The 18,304-nt window shown below is 67.8% G+C and carries 14 protein-coding genes; 8 read left to right on the top strand and 6 right to left on the bottom strand.

Annotated features, from left to right (window positions below):
- Window positions 1-1,015: 1,015 nt before the first annotated feature.
- The 3 genes from ACZ7OI_RS44320 to ACZ7OI_RS44330 all read left to right on the top strand — a co-directional run bounded on the left by ACZ7OI_RS44320 (window position 1,016) and on the right by ACZ7OI_RS44330 (window position 3,656).
- A complete protein-coding gene (locus ACZ7OI_RS44320; protein ID WP_470270099.1) occupies window positions 1,016-2,302 on the top strand; it encodes a GGDEF domain-containing protein in 1,287 nt (428 codons plus the stop codon).
- A 33-nt stretch (window positions 2,303-2,335) separates the two neighbouring features.
- Window positions 2,336-2,752, top strand: a complete 417-nt coding sequence (locus ACZ7OI_RS44325; RefSeq protein ID WP_470270100.1) for a VOC family protein — start codon at window positions 2,336-2,338, stop codon at window positions 2,750-2,752.
- A 424-nt stretch (window positions 2,753-3,176) separates the two neighbouring features.
- A complete protein-coding gene (locus ACZ7OI_RS44330; RefSeq protein WP_470270101.1) occupies window positions 3,177-3,656 on the top strand; it encodes a hypothetical protein in 480 nt (159 codons plus the stop codon).
- Here the strand turns inward: ACZ7OI_RS44330 and ACZ7OI_RS44335 are convergent.
- The 5 genes from ACZ7OI_RS44335 to ACZ7OI_RS44355 all read right to left on the bottom strand — a co-directional run bounded on the left by ACZ7OI_RS44335 (window position 3,653) and on the right by ACZ7OI_RS44355 (window position 7,960).
- Entirely contained in the window at window positions 3,653-4,408 is a 756-nt protein-coding gene (locus tag ACZ7OI_RS44335; protein WP_470270102.1) for an SDR family NAD(P)-dependent oxidoreductase, read from the bottom strand. The two genes, ACZ7OI_RS44330 and ACZ7OI_RS44335, sit on opposite strands and share 4 nt — an antisense overlap.
- 69 nt (window positions 4,409-4,477) lie before the next feature.
- A complete protein-coding gene (locus ACZ7OI_RS44340; RefSeq protein ID WP_470270103.1) occupies window positions 4,478-5,320 on the bottom strand; it encodes an SCO6745 family protein in 843 nt (280 codons plus the stop codon).
- Between the two features lie 97 nt (window positions 5,321-5,417).
- On the bottom strand, window positions 5,418-6,434 hold the full coding sequence (locus tag ACZ7OI_RS44345; protein WP_470270104.1) for a S1 family peptidase: 1,017 nt from the start codon (window positions 6,432-6,434) through the stop codon (window positions 5,418-5,420).
- A gap of 175 nt (window positions 6,435-6,609) precedes the next feature.
- Window positions 6,610-6,930, bottom strand: coding sequence for a GNAT family N-acetyltransferase (locus ACZ7OI_RS44350; protein ID WP_470270105.1), 321 nt, complete (start codon window positions 6,928-6,930; stop codon window positions 6,610-6,612).
- 22 nt (window positions 6,931-6,952) lie between these two features.
- Entirely contained in the window at window positions 6,953-7,960 is a 1,008-nt protein-coding gene (locus tag ACZ7OI_RS44355; RefSeq protein ID WP_470270106.1) for a LacI family DNA-binding transcriptional regulator, read from the bottom strand.
- 136 nt (window positions 7,961-8,096) lie between these two features.
- Between ACZ7OI_RS44355 and ACZ7OI_RS44360 the strand changes: the two genes are divergently transcribed.
- Genes ACZ7OI_RS44360 through ACZ7OI_RS44375 form a run of 4 tightly spaced genes read left to right on the top strand, consistent with a single transcriptional unit; the run spans window position 8,097 to window position 13,361 of the window.
- Entirely contained in the window at window positions 8,097-9,482 is a 1,386-nt protein-coding gene (locus tag ACZ7OI_RS44360; RefSeq protein ID WP_470270107.1) for an ABC transporter substrate-binding protein, read from the top strand.
- Window positions 9,479-10,429: a carbohydrate ABC transporter permease gene (locus tag ACZ7OI_RS44365; RefSeq protein ID WP_470270108.1), complete on the top strand. Its 951-nt coding sequence runs from the start codon at window positions 9,479-9,481 to the stop codon at window positions 10,427-10,429. Before ACZ7OI_RS44360 ends, ACZ7OI_RS44365 begins: the two co-directional genes overlap by 4 nt.
- A 1-nt stretch (window position 10,430) precedes the next feature.
- Window positions 10,431-11,300 carry a carbohydrate ABC transporter permease gene (locus tag ACZ7OI_RS44370; RefSeq protein ID WP_470270109.1) on the top strand — a complete coding sequence of 290 codons (870 nt, stop codon included), beginning with the start codon at window positions 10,431-10,433 and terminating at the stop codon, window positions 11,298-11,300.
- Window positions 11,301-11,306: 6 nt separating this feature from the next.
- Window positions 11,307-13,361 (top strand): glycoside hydrolase family 2 protein, encoded by a 2,055-nt coding sequence (locus tag ACZ7OI_RS44375; RefSeq protein ID WP_470270110.1) that lies wholly within the window; start codon window positions 11,307-11,309, stop codon window positions 13,359-13,361.
- Between the two features lie 48 nt (window positions 13,362-13,409).
- Here the strand turns inward: ACZ7OI_RS44375 and ACZ7OI_RS44380 are convergent, their stop codons facing one another.
- On the bottom strand, window positions 13,410-15,077 hold the full coding sequence (locus tag ACZ7OI_RS44380; RefSeq protein WP_470270111.1) for a ricin-type beta-trefoil lectin domain protein: 1,668 nt from the start codon (window positions 15,075-15,077) through the stop codon (window positions 13,410-13,412).
- A 412-nt stretch (window positions 15,078-15,489) separates the two neighbouring features.
- Here ACZ7OI_RS44380 and ACZ7OI_RS44385 point away from each other — a divergent pair, with 412 nt between their 5' ends.
- A complete protein-coding gene (locus tag ACZ7OI_RS44385; RefSeq protein WP_470270112.1) occupies window positions 15,490-17,829 on the top strand; it encodes a terpene synthase family protein in 2,340 nt (779 codons plus the stop codon).
- The last annotated feature ends 475 nt before the right edge of the window (window positions 17,830-18,304 follow it).

The raw sequence follows: 18,304 nt of genomic DNA on the forward strand, positions 1-18,304 counted from the left end.
GGGTAGTGGTCGGCGGGGCTCAGCGGGCCCAGTTGTTGTCACGCACGGCAGCGGCTCTCTTCGTGGCTCGACTGGCGGTGGTTGACGGGGCTCAGCGGGCCCAGTTGTTGTCACGCACGGCAGCGGCTCCTTTCGCAGTTCGGCAGTCGGTGGTCAACGAGGCTCAGCGGGTCCAGTTGTTGTCGCGCACGGCGGCAAGCTCCTTTCGTGAGGTCGGCGGCCAGTAATCGGCGGGGCTCAACGGGTCCAGTTGTTGTCGCGCATCGCGGCGGCTCCCTTCTCGAATCGACGGTCAGTAATCGGGCGGATTCAGCGGGTCCAGTTGTTGTCACGCACAGCGATCTCCTTCCTCGTCCCCATCGGCAAACAGCGGACTTCAGCGGTTCCAGTTGTTGTCGCGCATGGCAGTCGCTCACCTCCTTCCCCAGCACTTCGTCCAGCGGTTACAGCCGTTTCACCGGTTCCAGTTGTTGTCGCGCACCGCACACCTCCTTTCCGATCACCAGGCCGTCCTCAGCGGGTCCAGTTGTTGTCGCGCATCCCGCCGCCTCCTTTCCGCTTTCCTTCCGCATCCCGGATTCCCGCGTTCAGGCCCGTTCACCAGTTGTTGTCCCGCACGGTGGACACCTCCTCCCCTCGGCGAGGGCCGAAAGTCTCGACCTCGAGTCGAGACCACGAGGGCGACCTACGTCACCGCGATGTCGTCCAGTTGTTGTCGCGCACGGTTGTCACCTCCGTTCCAGAGTCGCGCCTTCGGCGGTTTTCGCACGTCATCGCCGGTAGGGCGGTCACCGAAAGTGGCCATGGGAGCCCAAACGGGACCCTCGTGGATCCCCTGGTCCGGCTCGGATTCGGAGCAGATAGCCACTACTCACAGTGGCCACCTCCCCTCGCCGGCCGTCTGGCGCTGGGCTGTCCGGGCGAAATCGCCCCGGTGCTTCCCAGAGTCCGGACGACAGGCAGCACACAACGCGCCTCGTCGTTTACCGTAGAAGCCAATCGGGTGAGGTGAAGAGTGCGCGGACGAGTTGCCGGGTGGTTCACAGGCTGGCGCCTATGGCGGTTGCCCTCGCACGTCCGCATGTATGTGCTGCTGGTGAACGTCGTGGCGGTGGGCACCACCCTCGCCACCGCGTGGCTCGCCCCGATGCACCGGATCGATCTAGTCCGGTTCGGGGTTCTCGCGGTGTGTGCGGCGCTGGCGATCGAGGCGACCCGGCACATCGAACGGCAGCGTGAGTACAGCCGCGCGCCCACCGTCGCGTACGTCGACACCAAGGCCGTCTGGAGCATCGCCGCCGTGGTGGCGCTGCCGGCGATCCTCGCTTCGGCGATGGTCGTGCTCACCTACGCCGTCGCCTGGTGGCGGGTCTGGCCGCACGAACGGCCGGTTCTGCCGCACCGCTGGATTTTCTCCTGCGCGACCGTCCTGTGCGGGACGCAGGCCGCGGTCGCCGTGCTCGCGCTCGGCATGCACGAATACCCCGGCGTCCTCGCCGGCGGCTTCGGTCCGGGCCTGCTCGACCTGGTCGTGTTCGTGCTGGCCGCCGGGCTGCGCTGGGCGATCAACACCGCGCTCGTCATGGTCGCGATCGCGCTGTCGAGCCCGCCGCGGTCGTTCGCCGAACTGTTCTCCGGGTTCGGCGACCAGCTGCTCGAAGCGGGCGCGATCGGGCTCGGCCTGGTCACCGCGGCGCTCCTGTTGCTGGCCAACCCGCTGCTGCTGGCCGGCGTCGTGATCGCGCTCGTGGCGCTGCACCGCGGACTGCTGCTCACCCAGTTCCAGCGCGACGCGCGCACCGACGTCACCACCGGCCTGGCCACCAAACGCTGGTGGCGCACGGTCACCGAGCGCTACCTCGAACGCGCGCGGGCGAACCAGGACAGCGTCGGCGTGCTGCTGCTCGACCTCGACCACTTCAAGGCGATCAACGACACCTACGGCCACCCCACCGGCGACCTGGTGCTGCGCGAGATCGCGCTGTCGCTGCGCGACGAGGTCCGCGAGCAGGACGTGTGCGGCCGCTGGGGCGGCGAGGAGTTCGCGATCGCGCTGCCGGACATCCCGAGCGCCGAGCACCTCGGCCACATCGCCGACCGCATCCGCAGGCGGGTTCCGCAGGTGGTCGTCGCGCTGCCGGACCAGGATTCGGTGATCAGCGACCTGACCGTCTCGATCGGCTGCGCGCTGTACCCGGCCGAGCATCTCGCCAGCGTCGACGACGTGCTGGTGGCCGCCGACGCCGCGCTGTACCGGGCCAAGCAGGCCGGCCGCAACCGGGTGGAGCTGGCGAGCGCTTGACCGCCGCCGGAGGCCCCCGCTAGAACTCGTCGCATGGACTGGACTCTCGAGGTCGTCGTCGTCCCCGTCACCGATATCGACCGGGCGAAAACCTTCTACACCGACCGGGTCGGCTTCCACCTCGACCACGACATCAGCCCCGCGCCGGGGCAGCGCCTGGTGCAGCTGACGCCGCCGGGCTCGGGCTGTTCGATCGTCCTGGGCAAGGGCATGGTTCCGGACATGCCGCCGGGGTCGCTGAAGGGCTTGCAGCTGGTCGTCGCCGACGTCCGGAAAGCCCGCGAGGAGCTGGCGGAACGCGGCGTCGAGGTCAGCGAGCTTCAGCTTTACGGCCCGGATCCAGGCACCGGCGCGCTCGAAGACCTCGACAACATCGGGTTCGTCCACTTCGCCGATCCCGACGGCAACACCTGGTCGGTGCAGCAGATTTCCGCCCGCGCCAAGGGTTAACCCGTGACGGCGGCGGCCAGGTGGTCCGCAGCACCTGGGCCGCCGGGGCCGAACAGCCGCTGACCGACGACGCGCGGCCCAGCGGATGACCTCTCGCTCCGGCCAGCACGATCGGTTCCACGGCGAGTGGAGTGACTTCGAGTTCCCGAGGGGCGGGCACCGGGAGGTTGTTCAAAACCGGGCTTTCGCACTCGGCCGAATCCGCGGTGCCCGCCTCCCGTGCCGGGGTTCTCTCGGTGTTCTTCGTCGTGGCCTATCTCGGGACGAGACTTCCGTCTGTCGCGTTTGGACTTGTGGTCGGCAGACCGCCGGTGCCGCGCTGGTGTCGAAACGATCCAGCCGCGGCCGGAACCGGCCAATCCCGTTACTCGCGGCGGCGGAAGGTGGGATGCTCTCCCCCACCCGAGATCGTCAGGAGCACCGCATGTACGCCCCACAGGGATTCCCTCCGCCGTTCCCCGCGCCGGAGCGGCGGAGGGCGAACCTCGTGGCCAGCGTGACCGCGTCCGTCCTCGCGGGTTGCACGGCGATCGCACTGTTGTGGTTCGTCATCGTGAACGCGCTGACCTCCGGTACGTTCGCGCAGTGGTCGACCCCGGTGTGGCTGAACGTCATCTGCGGTCTGGCCGCCGCGGTCGCGGTGGCCGTGCCCGCCGGTTTTCTGCTCGCGCGGTACGTCTGGGCGGCGTGGACGCTCTTCGGGCTGTGCCTGCTGTACGCGTTGGTGGCAGCCCTCGTGCCGATGCCGCCGGGCACGAGCTTCGGCGCCCACCTCGACTTCGTGCTCGGTTTCCACAAGAGCAGCGGGGTGGCGATCGGGCTGGCCGTGATCTTCGCGTTCCTCACCGCGATCGCCGCGGTTGTCTCCGCGACGGTGCGCTCGTCGCGGTCCCTGGAGCACTAGTCCACCAGCGCGCCGCAGCTGACATTCACCGTGGCGGCGGTCATCGTGCGGGCTCGATCGGACGCGACGAATGCCGCTACCGCACCGACGTCGGCCAACGTCGCGGTGCGGCCGAGCATGGTCGGTTCGGCAAGTTCAGCGGTGAGTTCTTCAGCGCCAGGGAAATCCGCCGGTAGCGTTTCGGGGATGCCGCCGGTCCGGAGCGTCACCGTGCGCACGCCGTGTCGGCCCAGTTCGGCGGCGAGTTGACGGCGCATCGCTTCCAGGGCAGCAAATCCGACCTGCAGACCACCGACCGAGTGGTTGCGCACGGGGTCACCGTCGCCGCCGAAGAGGAGAACTACGCCGCTGCCTTGGCGTTTCATGTGACGACCGGCTGCGCGCATGGTGAGGAAGGTGGTGCGGACGCCGTTGCGCACCGGTTGTTCGTAGTCGGCCAGCGACATCTCGACCATGGGCGTCCCCTGGACGTCGCCGTGGCTGATCACATTCACCGAGATGTCGAGACTGCCCGCGGCTTCGACTACCGCGTCGGCGTGCGCGTCTACGGACTTCTCGTCGAGCGCGTCTACTACGGCGACGTCGGCGGTGCCGCCCGCAGCGCGGATATCGTCGGCCACGAGGTCCAGCTTTTCGCGGGTGCGTCCGGCCAGGAAGACTCGAGCGCCTTCCTCCGCGAACGCCCGAGCGAACGCACCGCCGATTCCTCCACCCGCGCCGTACACGACCGCGTTTTTGCCTTCCAGCAGCATATTCAGGGCTCCCTTCCAGTGGCTGTCACCAGTGCGTCGGATGGGGAGCCGGAGAATCGACATCGTTCTTCAAGGACGTTGTGCCCCCATCGGGTTAGGGATGGGGACGCCGCCGCGGTCGATGACCCGTCGGCTCAGCGGGGCGGCCAGCTCAAGCACTCGGTCGACTCCTTCTGGACCTAACGCTTCGAGCGGTGCGGCGGCCAGCCGGTCGGTGGTTTCTTCGATGGCGCGGCGGACTTCCGCGCCAGCTGGGGTCAGACCGCCCGCGTCGAGCAAACCGCGATCGACCAGGTTTGCTGTTGCGGCAGACCATTCTTCGTCGGTCCAGCCTCGGGCGCGCTGGACCTGCTCGCGGCTCGTGGCCCCGGTGGCGATGTGGGTGAGGGTGGTTTCCAGGCCGGTGAGGCCGGAGGCAACCGCGGCCAGGACGTGGCCGTCTCCCCGGTGTTCACGCAGCACGGCGGTCGCCAGCCACAACCGGGCCAGCGGCCGATCCGGGCGGTGCACGGCGGACCAAGCCGCGGCGAGCGGCCGGGCATCGAAGCGGCAGGCGGCGACTGCCTTTTCCAGCAACGCGGCCAACTCGTCCACCGGGTCCGGCCCGAGCAGCCGCGTCAACGCCGCTTCGGCCGCTTCCACCCGGGTGCGCAGTACCTCTTCGGGTGCGGCGAACGTCCACGCGTCGGGCAGCGCTCGCTCGACCATCCTCGGCGCGAACCCGAAGAACATCGACGTGACCGGTTCCGGGCCGATCGGGCCGAGTGGTGCCGCCCGGCCCGCGAAGTAGCCCATCCACCAGCCGCGCAGACCGACGTCCTTCGCCGCCGCGGCGGGTTCCGGGGCGAAGTAGACGACTGCGTGGAGAGGTTCTGTGGCTGCCCACAGGTTTCGGGCCGGGTTCGGCTTCATGCGGACGACTCTAAGCCCCGGGTACGACAAAAACCGCCGCACGAAAAGAAGCCCGCCGCCCCGAGACCGGGACGGCGGGCTGTGGAGCCACAAAGCCTCAGGCGAGCTCGAGGCCGTAGGACTGCAGTTCCAGAGTCAGCGGGTAGAAGTAGCTGGTCTGGGTGTCGCCGCCGGAGAGGGTGCCGAGGCCCTTGTCCCCGTCGTACGCCGGGCCGCCCGAGTCGCCGTGGTCGGTGTGGGCGGTGGTGCCGAATTCGTGGTTCAGGACGCCCACGTCGAAGTTCACCGACTCGTCGACCGAGGTGACCTGGCCGCTGCCGCCGCCGGTCGTCTGGCCCATTTTCTCGATCTGCTCGCCGACGGTCGGGGTGCCGGCGCTCGAGATCTTCTGGCCGGTGTTGATCGCGCCGTCGCCGGTGCCGTTCGGGCGGGTCAGCAGGCCGGAGTCGGCTCCGGGGCAGTCGCTCTGGACGACCTCGGCGCCCGAGACGTCGCCGCCGGACCAGGTGCCGCCCTCATTGGTGCAGTGGCCCGCGGTCAGCATGTACGGCTGCCCGCCCTTGGTCACGTTGAAGCCGAGCGAGCAGGTGAACTGCCCGTTGTTGATCGAGTCGCCGTCCGCGATGTAGGTGGACAGCTTGCCCGAGCGCTGCTCGACGCGCGCCGCGTCGCCCAGCTTCGCCGCCGCCGCGGCGACCTTGTCCTTCGTGGCCTGCGACGCCGAGTCGTAGATCTTCACCACGACCTGGTTGGTCTTGGTGTCGATGCCCCACGACGTCTGCGGCACGTTCTTCACGGTGTCCATCTGGTTCTTCGCGCCGGTGAGGGCGGTGAAGCTGTGCTTGACGAGCTTGGTCGCGAAGCCGGCTGCCTCGGCCTTCTCCTGCGCGGCGGCGTCGGTGACGTTCAGCACCGCCTTGCCGCGTTCGAGGTAGATGCCGCCGTTTCCGGCGCCGAGCGTGTCGGCGACCTGCGTCGCCTGGGTGATCGCCTGTGCCTGCATCTGGGCGAACGCCATCGGGCTTGCCGAGGCGGCGTTCACGCACATGCCCGCGGTCAAGGCCGCGGCCGACAGTGCGGTGAATCCCGCGACGAGCGTCTTCCGGGAAGTCATGGGTCTTCCTCCAGGTGGGATGAAACCGACCGGTGGGACGCCCCACACTTTTGTTGCCCGGCAACCAACGCGAAACCGACGAAGGTTGGTTAATAACCAAAAAATACGGGCTTATCGGACACCGCTGCGCCGTTCGGACCACCTGGAATACCCCGAACGGCGCTTCTGACCTGCGTCAGTGCTGCCCGGGCCACCGGACGTGCTCGGCGTAGCCCTCGTTCTTGCGCAGGTACCCGGCGATGAACGGGCACACCGGAACGATCACGCCGCCGCGCGCCACGACGTCGTCCAGCGCGGCCTTCGCCAGCACCTTGCCGAGGCCGCGACCGCCGAACTCGTCGCCGATTTCGGTGTGGGTGAAAACAGTTTCGGTGTCCTTCGGCGTGAATTCGGCGAAGCCGGCGAGCTTGCCGTCCGCATACACTTCGTAGCGGTTTTCGCTGTCGTTGCGGGATACCCGGGGTTCTTCTTCGCTCATTCCCGCATCCTCACACACCGCCGGAGTCCTCGCGCCGCGCTCAGCCCGTGCTTTCCCGCACGAGCAGTTTGTGCGGCGCGACGAATTCTTCGGCGGGCAGCCCTGGATTCTCGATGCGGGCAGCGAGACGGGACACCGCGGTCCGCGCGATGAACGGGGTGTCCAGCGAAACGGTGCTCAACGAGGGTCGCGAATAGCGGCCTTCCTCGATGTCGTCGATGCCGATGATCGCCACGTCCTCCGGTACGCGCAGCCCGGCGTCGAACACTGCGCGGATCGCACCCATCGCCAGCAGGTCGGAATAGCAGAAAATGGCGTCCGGGCACGGAGATTCGCGAAGCAACGACGCGGTGGCCGCATATCCGTCCGCTCGGCCGTAGTGGGCGGCCGTGGCCTGCAGCGCGTTCACCGGCTCCAGGCCGTGCTCGTCGAGCGCCTTGCGAAATCCTTCGGTGCGCTGCAACGGCGTCGCGTACATCTCCTTCGGTTGCGCGCCGATCGCCGCGACGCGAGTACGGCCGCGGTCGAGCAGGTGCGTCGTCGCGTCGTGGGCCGCGACGACGTTGTCGATCGCCACGTGGTCGAAGCGGCGGTCGAAGACGTGCTCGCCGAGCAGGATCAGCGGCGACGAGCGTGCCGGGTCCACGTCGCGCAGTTCGTCGCCCGTCGCGAGCGGCGCGAACAGCATGCCGTCGAACAGATTGCGCCTGCCCCCGCCGCGCAGCAGCTGGCGTTCCCGCTCGTGGTCGTGCCCGGTCTGGTCGATCATCACCTGGAAGCCGAGGCTCGCGGCGGCGTCGATGACCTCGCGGGCGAGCTGGCTGAAGTACGGCACGTCGATCTCCGGCACCACCAGCGAGAGCAGCCCGGTCTTGCCGGTGCGCAGCGTGCGGGCGACCGGGTTCGGGATGTAGCCGAGCTCCTCGATGGCCCGCAGCACGCGCTGGCGCATCTTCTCGCTGACGTGCTCGTACCCGCTGACGACGTTCGACACCGTGCGCACCGAAACCTGTGCCCGATCCGCCACGTCCCGCAACGTCGCCGCCATGGAGCCCCCTTCGCCGGAAGTCATCCTACCTTTTGCAACGTGTGCAAGCATGTCGTACAGTTTGCCTACGTTGGCAAATCCGCGGCGGGCCCCTCTCCGCACGCCGCGTTGCCGCCGTCCCGCACAAAGGAGTGCCATGAACCCCACTCTCCGACGGAGCGGACGGACAGCCCGCCTCCTCCCCCGCCGCGGCACCGCCGTCGCTGCCGCGGCGCTGCTCGTCACCGGGCTGAGCGCCTGCGGCCCGGACATCAGCTCCGACGCCCCGGCGGCGGCCAGCGCCGTGCTGCAAGCCCCGTCCGACGAGGCTCCCAAGGGCGAGATCACCGTCTGGGACCGCTCCGGCGACCTGTACAAGGTCTTCGATTCGGCGATCAAGAAGTTCACCGCGAAGTACCCCGGCGTCACGGTCAAGCACGAGGCCGTCGACATCGATTCCAAGCTCCAGAACACGCTGATCACCGGCACCGACGTGCCTGACGGCGTCTTCCTCGACGACGCCAAGGTCGGCGGCTACGTCAGCCACCTGTGGAATCTCAAGGACGTGCTCGCGCCCTACACGAAGGACATCGCCAAGCAGAAGGTCGACGTCAACACCGTCGGCGGCGGCATTTACGGCGTGCCCTTCGACCTCGACCCCGGGTTGCTGTTCTACAACGCGAAGGCGCTGAGCGCGGCCGGGATCGACCCGAACGGCATCAAGACCTACGACGATTTGCTCGCCGCGGCGAAGAAATACCAGCAGTTCAAGCCCGGCGCGAAGCCGATCCACCTGGAGCAGAACTCCTTCAACAGCCAGCTCCAGCTGGAGATGTTCGCCAGCCAGCTGGGCACCGGCCTCGCCGGCGCGGACGGCAAGCTGCGGCTGAATTCCCCGCAGTACCAGCAGATCCTGACCTGGCTGGACACCGTGCGCAAAGAAGGGCTGGGCACCCGCGCGGAGTACCTCAAGCCCAGCGACGTCAGCGCGCTGGACTCGGCCGACGAGGTCTTCTACCCGTGGGCGATCTGGTTCGATTTCGCCCCGCAGCAGCAACTCACCGCGTCCAAGGGCGACTGGCGGGCGATGCCGTTGCCGGCGTGGACCGCGGGCGGCGCGCGCAGCGGCGCGATGGGCGGATCGTCGTTCGTCATCCCCAAGGACGCCAAGAATCCCAAGCTGTCCTGGCTGTTCTACCGCTTCCTGATGTTCGATCAGGCCGGCTACACCGCCGTCTACGGCCCGAACGCGGTCTATCCTGGCGGGTTGAACACCTCGGTCCCGGCCTACCTTCCCGCCGCCGATCCGGCGAAACCGCTGTTCCGGCCGATCGACGCGATGGGCGGCCAGGACGTCTGGAAGACCGCCGTCGAAGCGGGCCGGGAAATCCCCGGCGGGGCCCCGATCCCGGCCTGGTGGTCCGGCGCGGTCGACTACCTCGGCACCGACCTGCAGCGAATGCTGGACGGCGCGCTCACCCCGCAGCAGGTGATCGACAAGGCGGGCAAGGACATCCAGACCAACCTGATCGACCGCAAATGACCACTCGTTCCGTTTCCGCCGCGACGAAGGTGTTCCGGGAGCCGGCCGTCAAGCCGCGCACCCGGGCGCCCCGTCGGCGGCGACGCACCCTGCCGTTGCGCCGCCTCCTCGCGCCGTACGTGTTCGTACTGCCGTTTGTCCTGGTGTTCTTGGCTTTCAGCGTCTACCCATTGTTCTTCACGTTGCGCCTGAGCTTCACCGACTGGCACGGATCCGGTGCCGCGCACTGGATCGGCCTCGACAACTACCGCTATCTGCTGACCAGCAGCGGATTCTGGTCGTCGCTCGGCAATTCCGGGGTGCTGTGGCTCCTCATCGTCCCGGCACAGCTGGTGCTGGCGGTGCTCGTCGCGGTGCTGCTCAACGCGATCAAGCGGTTGCGCGGGTTCTACCGGGTGGCGTTCGTCGTGCCGTTCGTGACGCCGCTGGTCGCGGTCGCGCAGATCTGGATCGTGCTGTTCGACCAGAACAACGGCGCGGTGAACGCGATGCTCGGCGCGGTCGGCCTTCCGCCGGTCGGCTGGCTCGTCACGAGCGGATGGGCGAAACCGACGCTGGCGTTGCTGTTTCTCTGGAAGACCACCGGATTCGTGGTGCTGATCGTCCTTTCCGGACTCCAGCAGATCGACCGCGGCCTGTACGAGGCCGCTTCGCTCGACGGGGCGGGCCGGATCCGGCAGCTGTGGTCGATCACCGTTCCGCTGCTGCGCCGTTCGCTGATGTTCAGCCTCGTCCTGCAGACGCTCGCGGTGTTCCAGATGTTCGCCGAACCGTACGTGGTCACGAAAGGCGGGCCGTACACCTCGACCACGACGGCCGGGCTCTACCTCTACAACCACATCACCCGCGCGGATCTCGGCACCGGGGCGGCGAACTCGTTCCTGCTGGTGATCGTCGTGATGGCGGTGTCGCTGCTTTTCGTCCGGCTGCTCCGAGCGGAGGACTGACATGACCACCCTCGGCGTCCGCGAACGGCGGACGCGGCCCCTTCTCGGTTCGCACGCGTTCCTGCTCGTGCTGACCGTCGCCCTGCTCGCGCCGGTGGCGTGGGCGATCCTGTCGTCGTTCAAACCGGCGGGCGAGATCCTCCGGAACCCGCTCGGCTTCGACCCGGCGACCTTCACCCTCGCCAATTTCCGCGGGATGTTCCAGGACGTCCCGATCGGCAGCGGGTTCCTCAACACCGGCGTCGTGCTCGTGGCCAAGGGCGCGATCACGATGTTCTGCGCGCCGCTGGCCGCCTACGCGTTCGCGAAATACCGGTTCGCGGGCCGGAACCTGATCTTCGGCGCCGTGCTGCTCACCCTGATGCTGCCGACGATCGTGCTCGTCATCCCGCTGCTGCTGGAGATGAAGGAGCTCGGCTGGGTCAACACCTACCAGGCGCTGATCCTGCCCGGTTCGGTCGACGCGTTCGCGATCTTCTGGATGCGCCAGGTGATCGCGGCGGTGCCGGACGAACTGCTCGACGCCGCCCGCGTCGACGGCTGCGGCGAGTTCGGCATTTTCCGGCGCGTGGTGGTCCCGGCGATCCGGCCGGGTCTCGCCGGGCTCGGCGTGCTGACGATCATGAACATCTACAACGATTTCGTCTGGCCGGTCGTCGCGGCCAGCTCCAGCCGGATGGCCACCCTCCAGGTGGTCCTCTCGACGCTGGCCCAGAACATCTCGGGCAACCGGGTGGACGCCGATTACGCGACCGTGACCGGCGAACTGCTCGCCGCCGCGTCGATCGCGCTCGTCCCGCTGCTGATCCTGTTCATCGTGCTGCAGAAGCACTTCATCAACGGCATCCTCGCCGGAAGCGTAAAGGGCTGACACACCATGACGATTGCCGAGAACGCCGCCTCCCAGACCGCCGCGGAGGCGGTCCCGCGGCCCGGGTACCCGCGTCCCGACCGGGACCGGTCCGCGAGATGGCTGAGCCTCAACGGCCGCTGGCGGTTCGCCGCGGACGACGGTGCGCCCGAGTCGATCATCGTCCCGTTCGCTTGGGAGACACCGGCTTCCGGCGTGCACCGGACCTGGCTGGAACGCGCGGTCTACGCGCGGACGATCACGGTTCCGCCGGAGTGGAGCGGACGTCGGGTGGCACTGTGCTTCGGCGCGGTACATCACCGGGCGGTCGTCTCGATCGACGGGACGCCCATCGGTTCGCACGTCGGCGGGCACAGTTCGTTCGAGTTCGACATCACCGACGTGCTGGAGCCGGGCCGTTCCGCCGAGCTGACCGTCGAAGTCGAAGCACCTGCGGACAAACGCGAAATCCCGCACGGCAAACAGCGTTCGATCCCGCGAGACGACTACGACGGCGTCTCGTTCACGCCGACGTCCGGGATCTGGCAGAGCGTCTGGCTCGAGGCACGCGGACGCACCTACGCCGCCGAGGTTTCCGTGCGCGGGGATTCGCTGACCGGATTCGACATCGCGGGCGAACTCGCCGGAGACGCTCCGGACAGCGCCACCGTGGTCGCACTCCTGGAGGGCCGCGAGACCGTCCTTTCGGTGCAGGACAGGCGGTTCTCCGGTCGGCTGGAGGTTCCGTCGCCGCAATTGTGGAGCCCGGAATCGCCGCACGTGTACTCCATCGCGCTGACCGTGGGCGAAGGCGACTACGCCGACCAGCTGACCGTGACCGGTGGGCTTCGCCGGATCGAAACGCGCGGCGAAGCGTTGTATCTCAACGGGGAACGGCTGTACGTGCGCGGTGTGCTCGACCAAGGCTATTGGCCGGAGTCGGGGCTCACCGCACCGGACGACGAAGCTTTGGTCCGCGACCTCGAACTGGCGCGGGAACTCGGTTTTTCGCTGGTGCGCAAGCATCTCAAGGCCGAGGAACCGCGGTGGCTCGACCACGCCGACCGGACCGGGATGCTGATCTGGGCTGAACCTCCGGCTCCGAGCCGGTTCAGCCCGGCCGCCGCCGCGTCGTTCGAGGCGCAGCTGCCTGACCTGGTCCAGCGCGACGGTAACCATCCGTCGATCGTGATCTGGGGGCTGTACAACGAAGAATGGGGCCTCGACTGGGACATCCCGGGCAGCCCGGAGCGCGCCGCCGCGGCCGTGCGCGCCTACGACCTCATGCGCTCGCTCGACGACACGCGGCCGATCGTGGAGAACTCCGGCTGGGCGCACGTGAAGACCGACCTGGTCGACTGGCATTACTACGACGAGAACCCGCGCAACTGGGCGGAAAACCTCGCCGCGCTCGCGTCCGGCGCGCGGGAGTCGTTCGAGGTCAAGCTCCGTCCGGATTTCCTGGTCGACAAATCGTTCTACGGTTCGGCTGACTTCCCGCGCTCCGGCGTGCCGGTGCTGAACAGCGAGTACGGCGCCGGGTTCACCAGCCTGGAGCGGGCGTGGCACGTGCGCTGGCAGACTCAGGAAATCCGCAGGCACGACCGGTTTTCCGGCTATATCTACACCGAACTGACCGACGTGGAACACGAAATGGCGGGCCTGCTGGACGCGCACCGGCGGCCGAAGGACTGGGGCGGGCTGGACCCGGCCGACGCCTTCGCGGCGACCACCCTGGTCGTCGACCTAGTACCCGCGCACGCCGGTGCCGATCTGCCGGTCCCGACGGAACCGTTGACCCTCGACGTGCACGTCTCGCACACCGGCCGGGAGCCGATCGCGGGAACTCTGCACGCCGGATGGGGCGCTACAGGTTCGCGCAACCTGCCCGTGGCGTCGGTTTCCCTTGCCGCGCAAGCGAAACCGTTCCGGCTCAGCGACGCGTTCCCGCTGACCGTCCCAGCACCGGGAGGTCCGGCGCGGCTGCACCTGTGGCTGGAAACGGACGGCGAGGTGACCGCGCGGACCTTTGTGGACGCAGCGGTCGTGGAGGAGTTGAACCGGCGCGGCGCGCGGGACTGACCTGGTAAGGGGAAAGGGCGGCCAGCTCGAGCTGGCCGCCCTTTCTGATCAGGCTGGAACGTGCCAGACCTGGGTGAACAAGCCGTTGCAGTCATAGATCTGCAACTGCGTGCCGTCCGCGGTCTGCGCCTGCGGATCGTCGAGACAACGACCCGACTGCGGGTTGTAGATCGACCCGTCCGCCCTTGCCTGCCATTGCTGCGCGGGCGTGCCGAGACAGTCTCGAAGCTCCACTTTGGACGAATTCGCGGTGCCGCCGCCGACGATGTTCAGGCATTTGTCGAAAGCCCGGATCGTGCCGTCGGTTTCCAGCGACCACTGCTGACCCGTCGCGTTGCCACAGGTGTAGAGCTGCACCGCGTTGCCGTTGACCGACGTGTTGGTGTTCACGTCGACGCATTTGCCGGTGGTGCCGGGTCCGGTGATCTGGCCCTGCGCGTTCGGCAGGGTCGCCGTGCCGAAGTCCGTTTCGCATTTGCCGGTGGACAAATGCGTGCCCGCGAGCATCAGGAAGGTGTTGCCCGACGGCGCGCCGAGCAACGGCGAGCTGTACCCGGCGCAGGCCGTCTCGCCCGCGTCGTAGCCGCCCGTCGGCGCGGTGGTCACCGGCGTGGTGATCTCCTGCCAGGGGCCGGATCCGAGGTTCCGGTTCACGAACAGCACGTGCCCGTCCTCCGGCTGGATCGCCAGCGAGCCGTCCGTGCCCGCGACGACCCGCTGTCCGGACGCGACGAGGGTCCCGTTCGCGCCGCCCGCCGGCGACCAGGTCAGGTACGGCGTGTGCAGCAGGAACCGGTGGTCGGCGGTCTCGATCCGGGTGCCGAGGCTGCCGGGATTCCACGATTCGGCGTCCGGAGACGTCTTGAGGTAGACGTCGCACGCCTGATCCGGATCGAAGCCGGCTTTGCAGTCCTCGTAGGTCATCGCGTAGGTACCGTTGGGCAACGGGACGACGGTGGCCATCCCGGGCCGTTCGACGCCGTTCTGCAGCGCGACGTCGTAGACCTCGTTGCCCCAGGTCAGGCCGCCGTCGGTGGAGACCGCGTGGGCGAGCACCTGGGGGTAGTTGTCGACCGACGGGCGTTCGTCGGAGAAGTAGCAGATGAGCCCGTGATCGGTGGTGGCGAACTCCGGCTCCCAGATTCCGTGGCCGGTCGTGTTCGCCATCCCGGATTCGGCCGCGCACGAGCTTCGGTAAGTCCAGCTTGCGCCCTGGTTGGTGGACACGAAGACCTCGACCGCCTGCTGCGTGTAGTCGCCGTGGTTCCAGGCGGTGCCCGCGGCGAGCAGCGTGCCGGCTGGCAGCGATCCCTCGGCGCGCGGCAGTTCGTACAGCGTCGGACCGTCGAGATCCCAGCCGTGCTGGGTGTCGGTGACCGTGCTGATCGGCGAGGACGTCCAGGTGACGCCATTGTCGGTCGAGCGGTAGACCGGGAAATTCGCCTTGCCGACGCCAGTGCCGGAATGGGAGAAGGTGGCCAGCAGGGTGCCGTTCGCACTGCCGTTGTGCGCGAGGCGGATGACGCGCGGATAGCTCGCGTCCTCAGTGGAACCACTGGCGGTGCTGGGCCGGTAAAGCACCCCGCCGGAGGTGGTGGCCGCGGTGGCGGTGCCCGCCGGAAACGCGACCGCGACGGCGGCGCCGAGCACAACAGCGGCGACCAGCGCACCGCGCCGTCTCGGACGAGATCGGGAGGTGAGGGGACCAGGCGACATAAGCGTCACTCCTAGGACGGGACGGCGCCACAACCTCCTGGCGGCTCCCCTTCCCGGGCACAACGGCCCCGCGCGCGGCCGCTGTGCGCCGTCGCGCGCGAAGCTTCTCGGGAGGTGGCCGCCGGTGGGATCCAGGCCGCTTTGCCATCGTATGAAAACCTGAGAATACTCCGATTTGCACACGTTGCAAGAAACTGTCCGGCGGACAATTGGCACCGCCCGCCCGCACCCGGATGTCGGCCCGCCGTCCACCGACGAGCGACGCGGGAGCACACAGCGAAGGCCCCGCGGCGGGCCGCGCTGGTCCGCACGGGCGATCCCCGAAATCGGCGGAGTGGCAGCACTTCCGCCACGCCGGTCCGGTCTGTTTGCCTCGTGGAGTCGGCACCCACGGAACGCGAGGGGAGCACGCGTGCAGCCGTTCGTCCTGCCCGAGTTCTATCTGTCGTACCCCGCCCGGCTGAACCCGCACCTGGACGGCGCGCGGAAGCACAGCAAGGCGTGGGCGTACTCGATGGACATGATCGACGTGCCCCAGCACGGGACCGTCATCTGGAACGAACACGACCTCGACTCCCACGACTACGCGTTGCTGTGCTCCTACACCCACCCCGACGCCGCCCCGCGGGAACTCGACCTGGTCACCGACTGGTACGTCTGGGTTTTCTACTTCGACGACCATTTCCTGGAACTCTTCAAACGCACCGGCGACATCGAACACGCACGCGATTACCTGGACCGCATCGCTCGCTTCATGCCCGCCGAAGGACCGATCGCCGAAACGCCGGAAAACCCCGTCGAACGCGGCCTAACCGACCTGTGGAACCGCACCGTGCCCCACCGCTCCGCGGGCTGGCGACGCCGCTTCCGGGAAAGCACGCGCAACCTCCTCGACGAATCGCTGTGGGAACTCGCCAACATCAACGAGGGCCGCGTTGCGAACCCCATCGAATACGTCGCGATGCGCCGCAAAGTCGGCGGAGCACCCTGGTCCGCGAACCTGATCGAACATTCCCTGGACGCCGAGGTCCCAGAAGAAATCGCGGCGAAACGCCCGATGGAAGTCCTGCGCGACTGCTTCGCCGACGCCGTGCACCTGCGCAACGACCTCTTCTCCTACCAGCGAGAAGTCGAAGACGAGGGCGAACTGTCCAACAGCGTCCTGGTCTTCGAAAAGTTCCTGGGCTGCACCACTCAAGAGGCCGCAGACGCAGTAAACGATCTCCTCACCTCGCGCCTGCACCAGTTCGAACACACTGCCCTCACCGAAGTCCCCGCCCTCTTCGACGAAAGCGGAGTACACCCCGCCGGCCGCGCCGAAACGCTCGCGTACGTCAAAGGCTTGCAAGACTGGCAATCCGGCGGACACGAATGGCACCTGCGCTCGAGCCGCTACATGAACGAAGGCGCCCTAGACGCCCACAACGGCCCAGAATTGTTGGGCGGCCCCTCCGGCCTAGGCACTTCCGCAGCCCGGATCTTCCGCTCCGTCGCCACCACCGCCCCGCAACGCGCACGAGCTTTCACACACCAGCCCTACGAACAACTAGGCCCAGTCGCCCTGCCCACTCTGCCTTTGCCATTCCCCTTGCACCTGAGCCCACACCTAGCCGCGGAACGCACCAAAATCACCGACTGGCCGCAACGAATAGGCATCCTGTCCGAATCACTTTGGGACCCCGCCCGACTACGCGCCGCCGACCTGCCACTCGCCTCCGCGGGAATCTGCCCCGACGCTCCCCCGGAACAGCTGTCCCTCACCAACGACTGGCTAACCTGGGGCACCTACGCCGACGACTACTACGCAGAAGTCTTCGCACACGACCTGCCCGCCGCCCGGCTGGCCACCGAACGCCTGAAACTCTTCATGCCCACCGACGGCGCCTCTCCGCCCTCACCCCTGACCGCACTGGAAACCGGCCTGGCCGATCTGTGGCAACGCACCACCGGCCCCCTGGCCCCCGCCGAACGCGAGTCCTTCCGCCGCAAGGTCGAGGAGATGCTCGACGCCTGGGTGTGGGAACTGGCCAACCAAACCCAAAACCGCATTCCCGACCCGATCGACTACGTGGAAATGCGCCGCCAAGCCTTCGGCTCCGACCTGGTGACAAGCATCAGCCGGCTCGCCAACAGCAGCACCGTGCCCCCGGAAATCCACCGAAACCGCGTCATCGAATCTCTGGAAGATTCCGCCGCCGACTACGCCTGGCTCATCAACGATTTAGTCTCCTACCGCAAGGAAATCGAATACGAAGGCGGCCTGCACAACGCAGTGCTGGTAGTCCGGTCTTTCCTGGACGTGGAGCAAGATCAAGCCCTGCGGATAGTCGCCAACCTGGCAGAAGCAAGACTGGCGGAATTCCGCCACGCGGTCGACGTCGGACTGCCGAGCCTGTTCGCCGACTACGGCTTGGATGCGGAAGCACAGGACACCCTCACCAACTACGCGGACCTGCTGAAAAACCTGATGACCGGTATCGCGAACTGGCACTACGAAGCCGCCCGGTACTCCGACGAAGAGCTGGACCGAGTCCGAGACGCAAAAGTCGCCACCGACGAACCGCAACCGCGCCCCGAGCCGAGCACCCCTGCGGCACCACTCGACACCTCCCCAGCACTGCAACACCCAGGCTGCACCGGCACCCACCCCGTCCCGATCGGCACCGCACCCCGCCTCCCCCTGGGCGGCCCGACCGGCCTGGGCACCCAATCCCTGTACATCCCCGCACCAGCCAGCCCCGCCAGCCACTAACGACGTGAGGGCCACCCTCACAGACTCTGATTCCGTCAGGGTCCCCCTCACGACCACACGGTCCGTGAGGGTGGCCTTCACAGACGCAGATTCCCCAGGGCCTCCCTCACGCCCAGCCGCCGGTCCGTGAGGGGCTCCTCCAGGGACTTAGATTCCCTCAAGGGGCCCTTCACGACCAGCCGCAGTCCGTGAGGGGCCCCTTCACAGACCTAGATTCCCTCAAGGAGCCCTTCACAGCCCCCACTGCCGCCGCGATGCACCCAAAGTGGCCCTCGGTGCGACGCACGCACCCACCACCCGCCAAACCGCACCCGCGAACCCACCTGACCACACCCCCAAGCCCCGCGCCCACCTCCTCACCGCAACCCGCGCACCCAACTCACCAGCGCACCCACACCACCCCCGCACCCCGATACGAAGCCAAAAATGCGGACGGCGGGTGCTTGTCAAGGCATCTTTCCCGCCTTGACAAGCA

This window comes from Amycolatopsis sp. NPDC114503, from assembly GCF_055633655.1.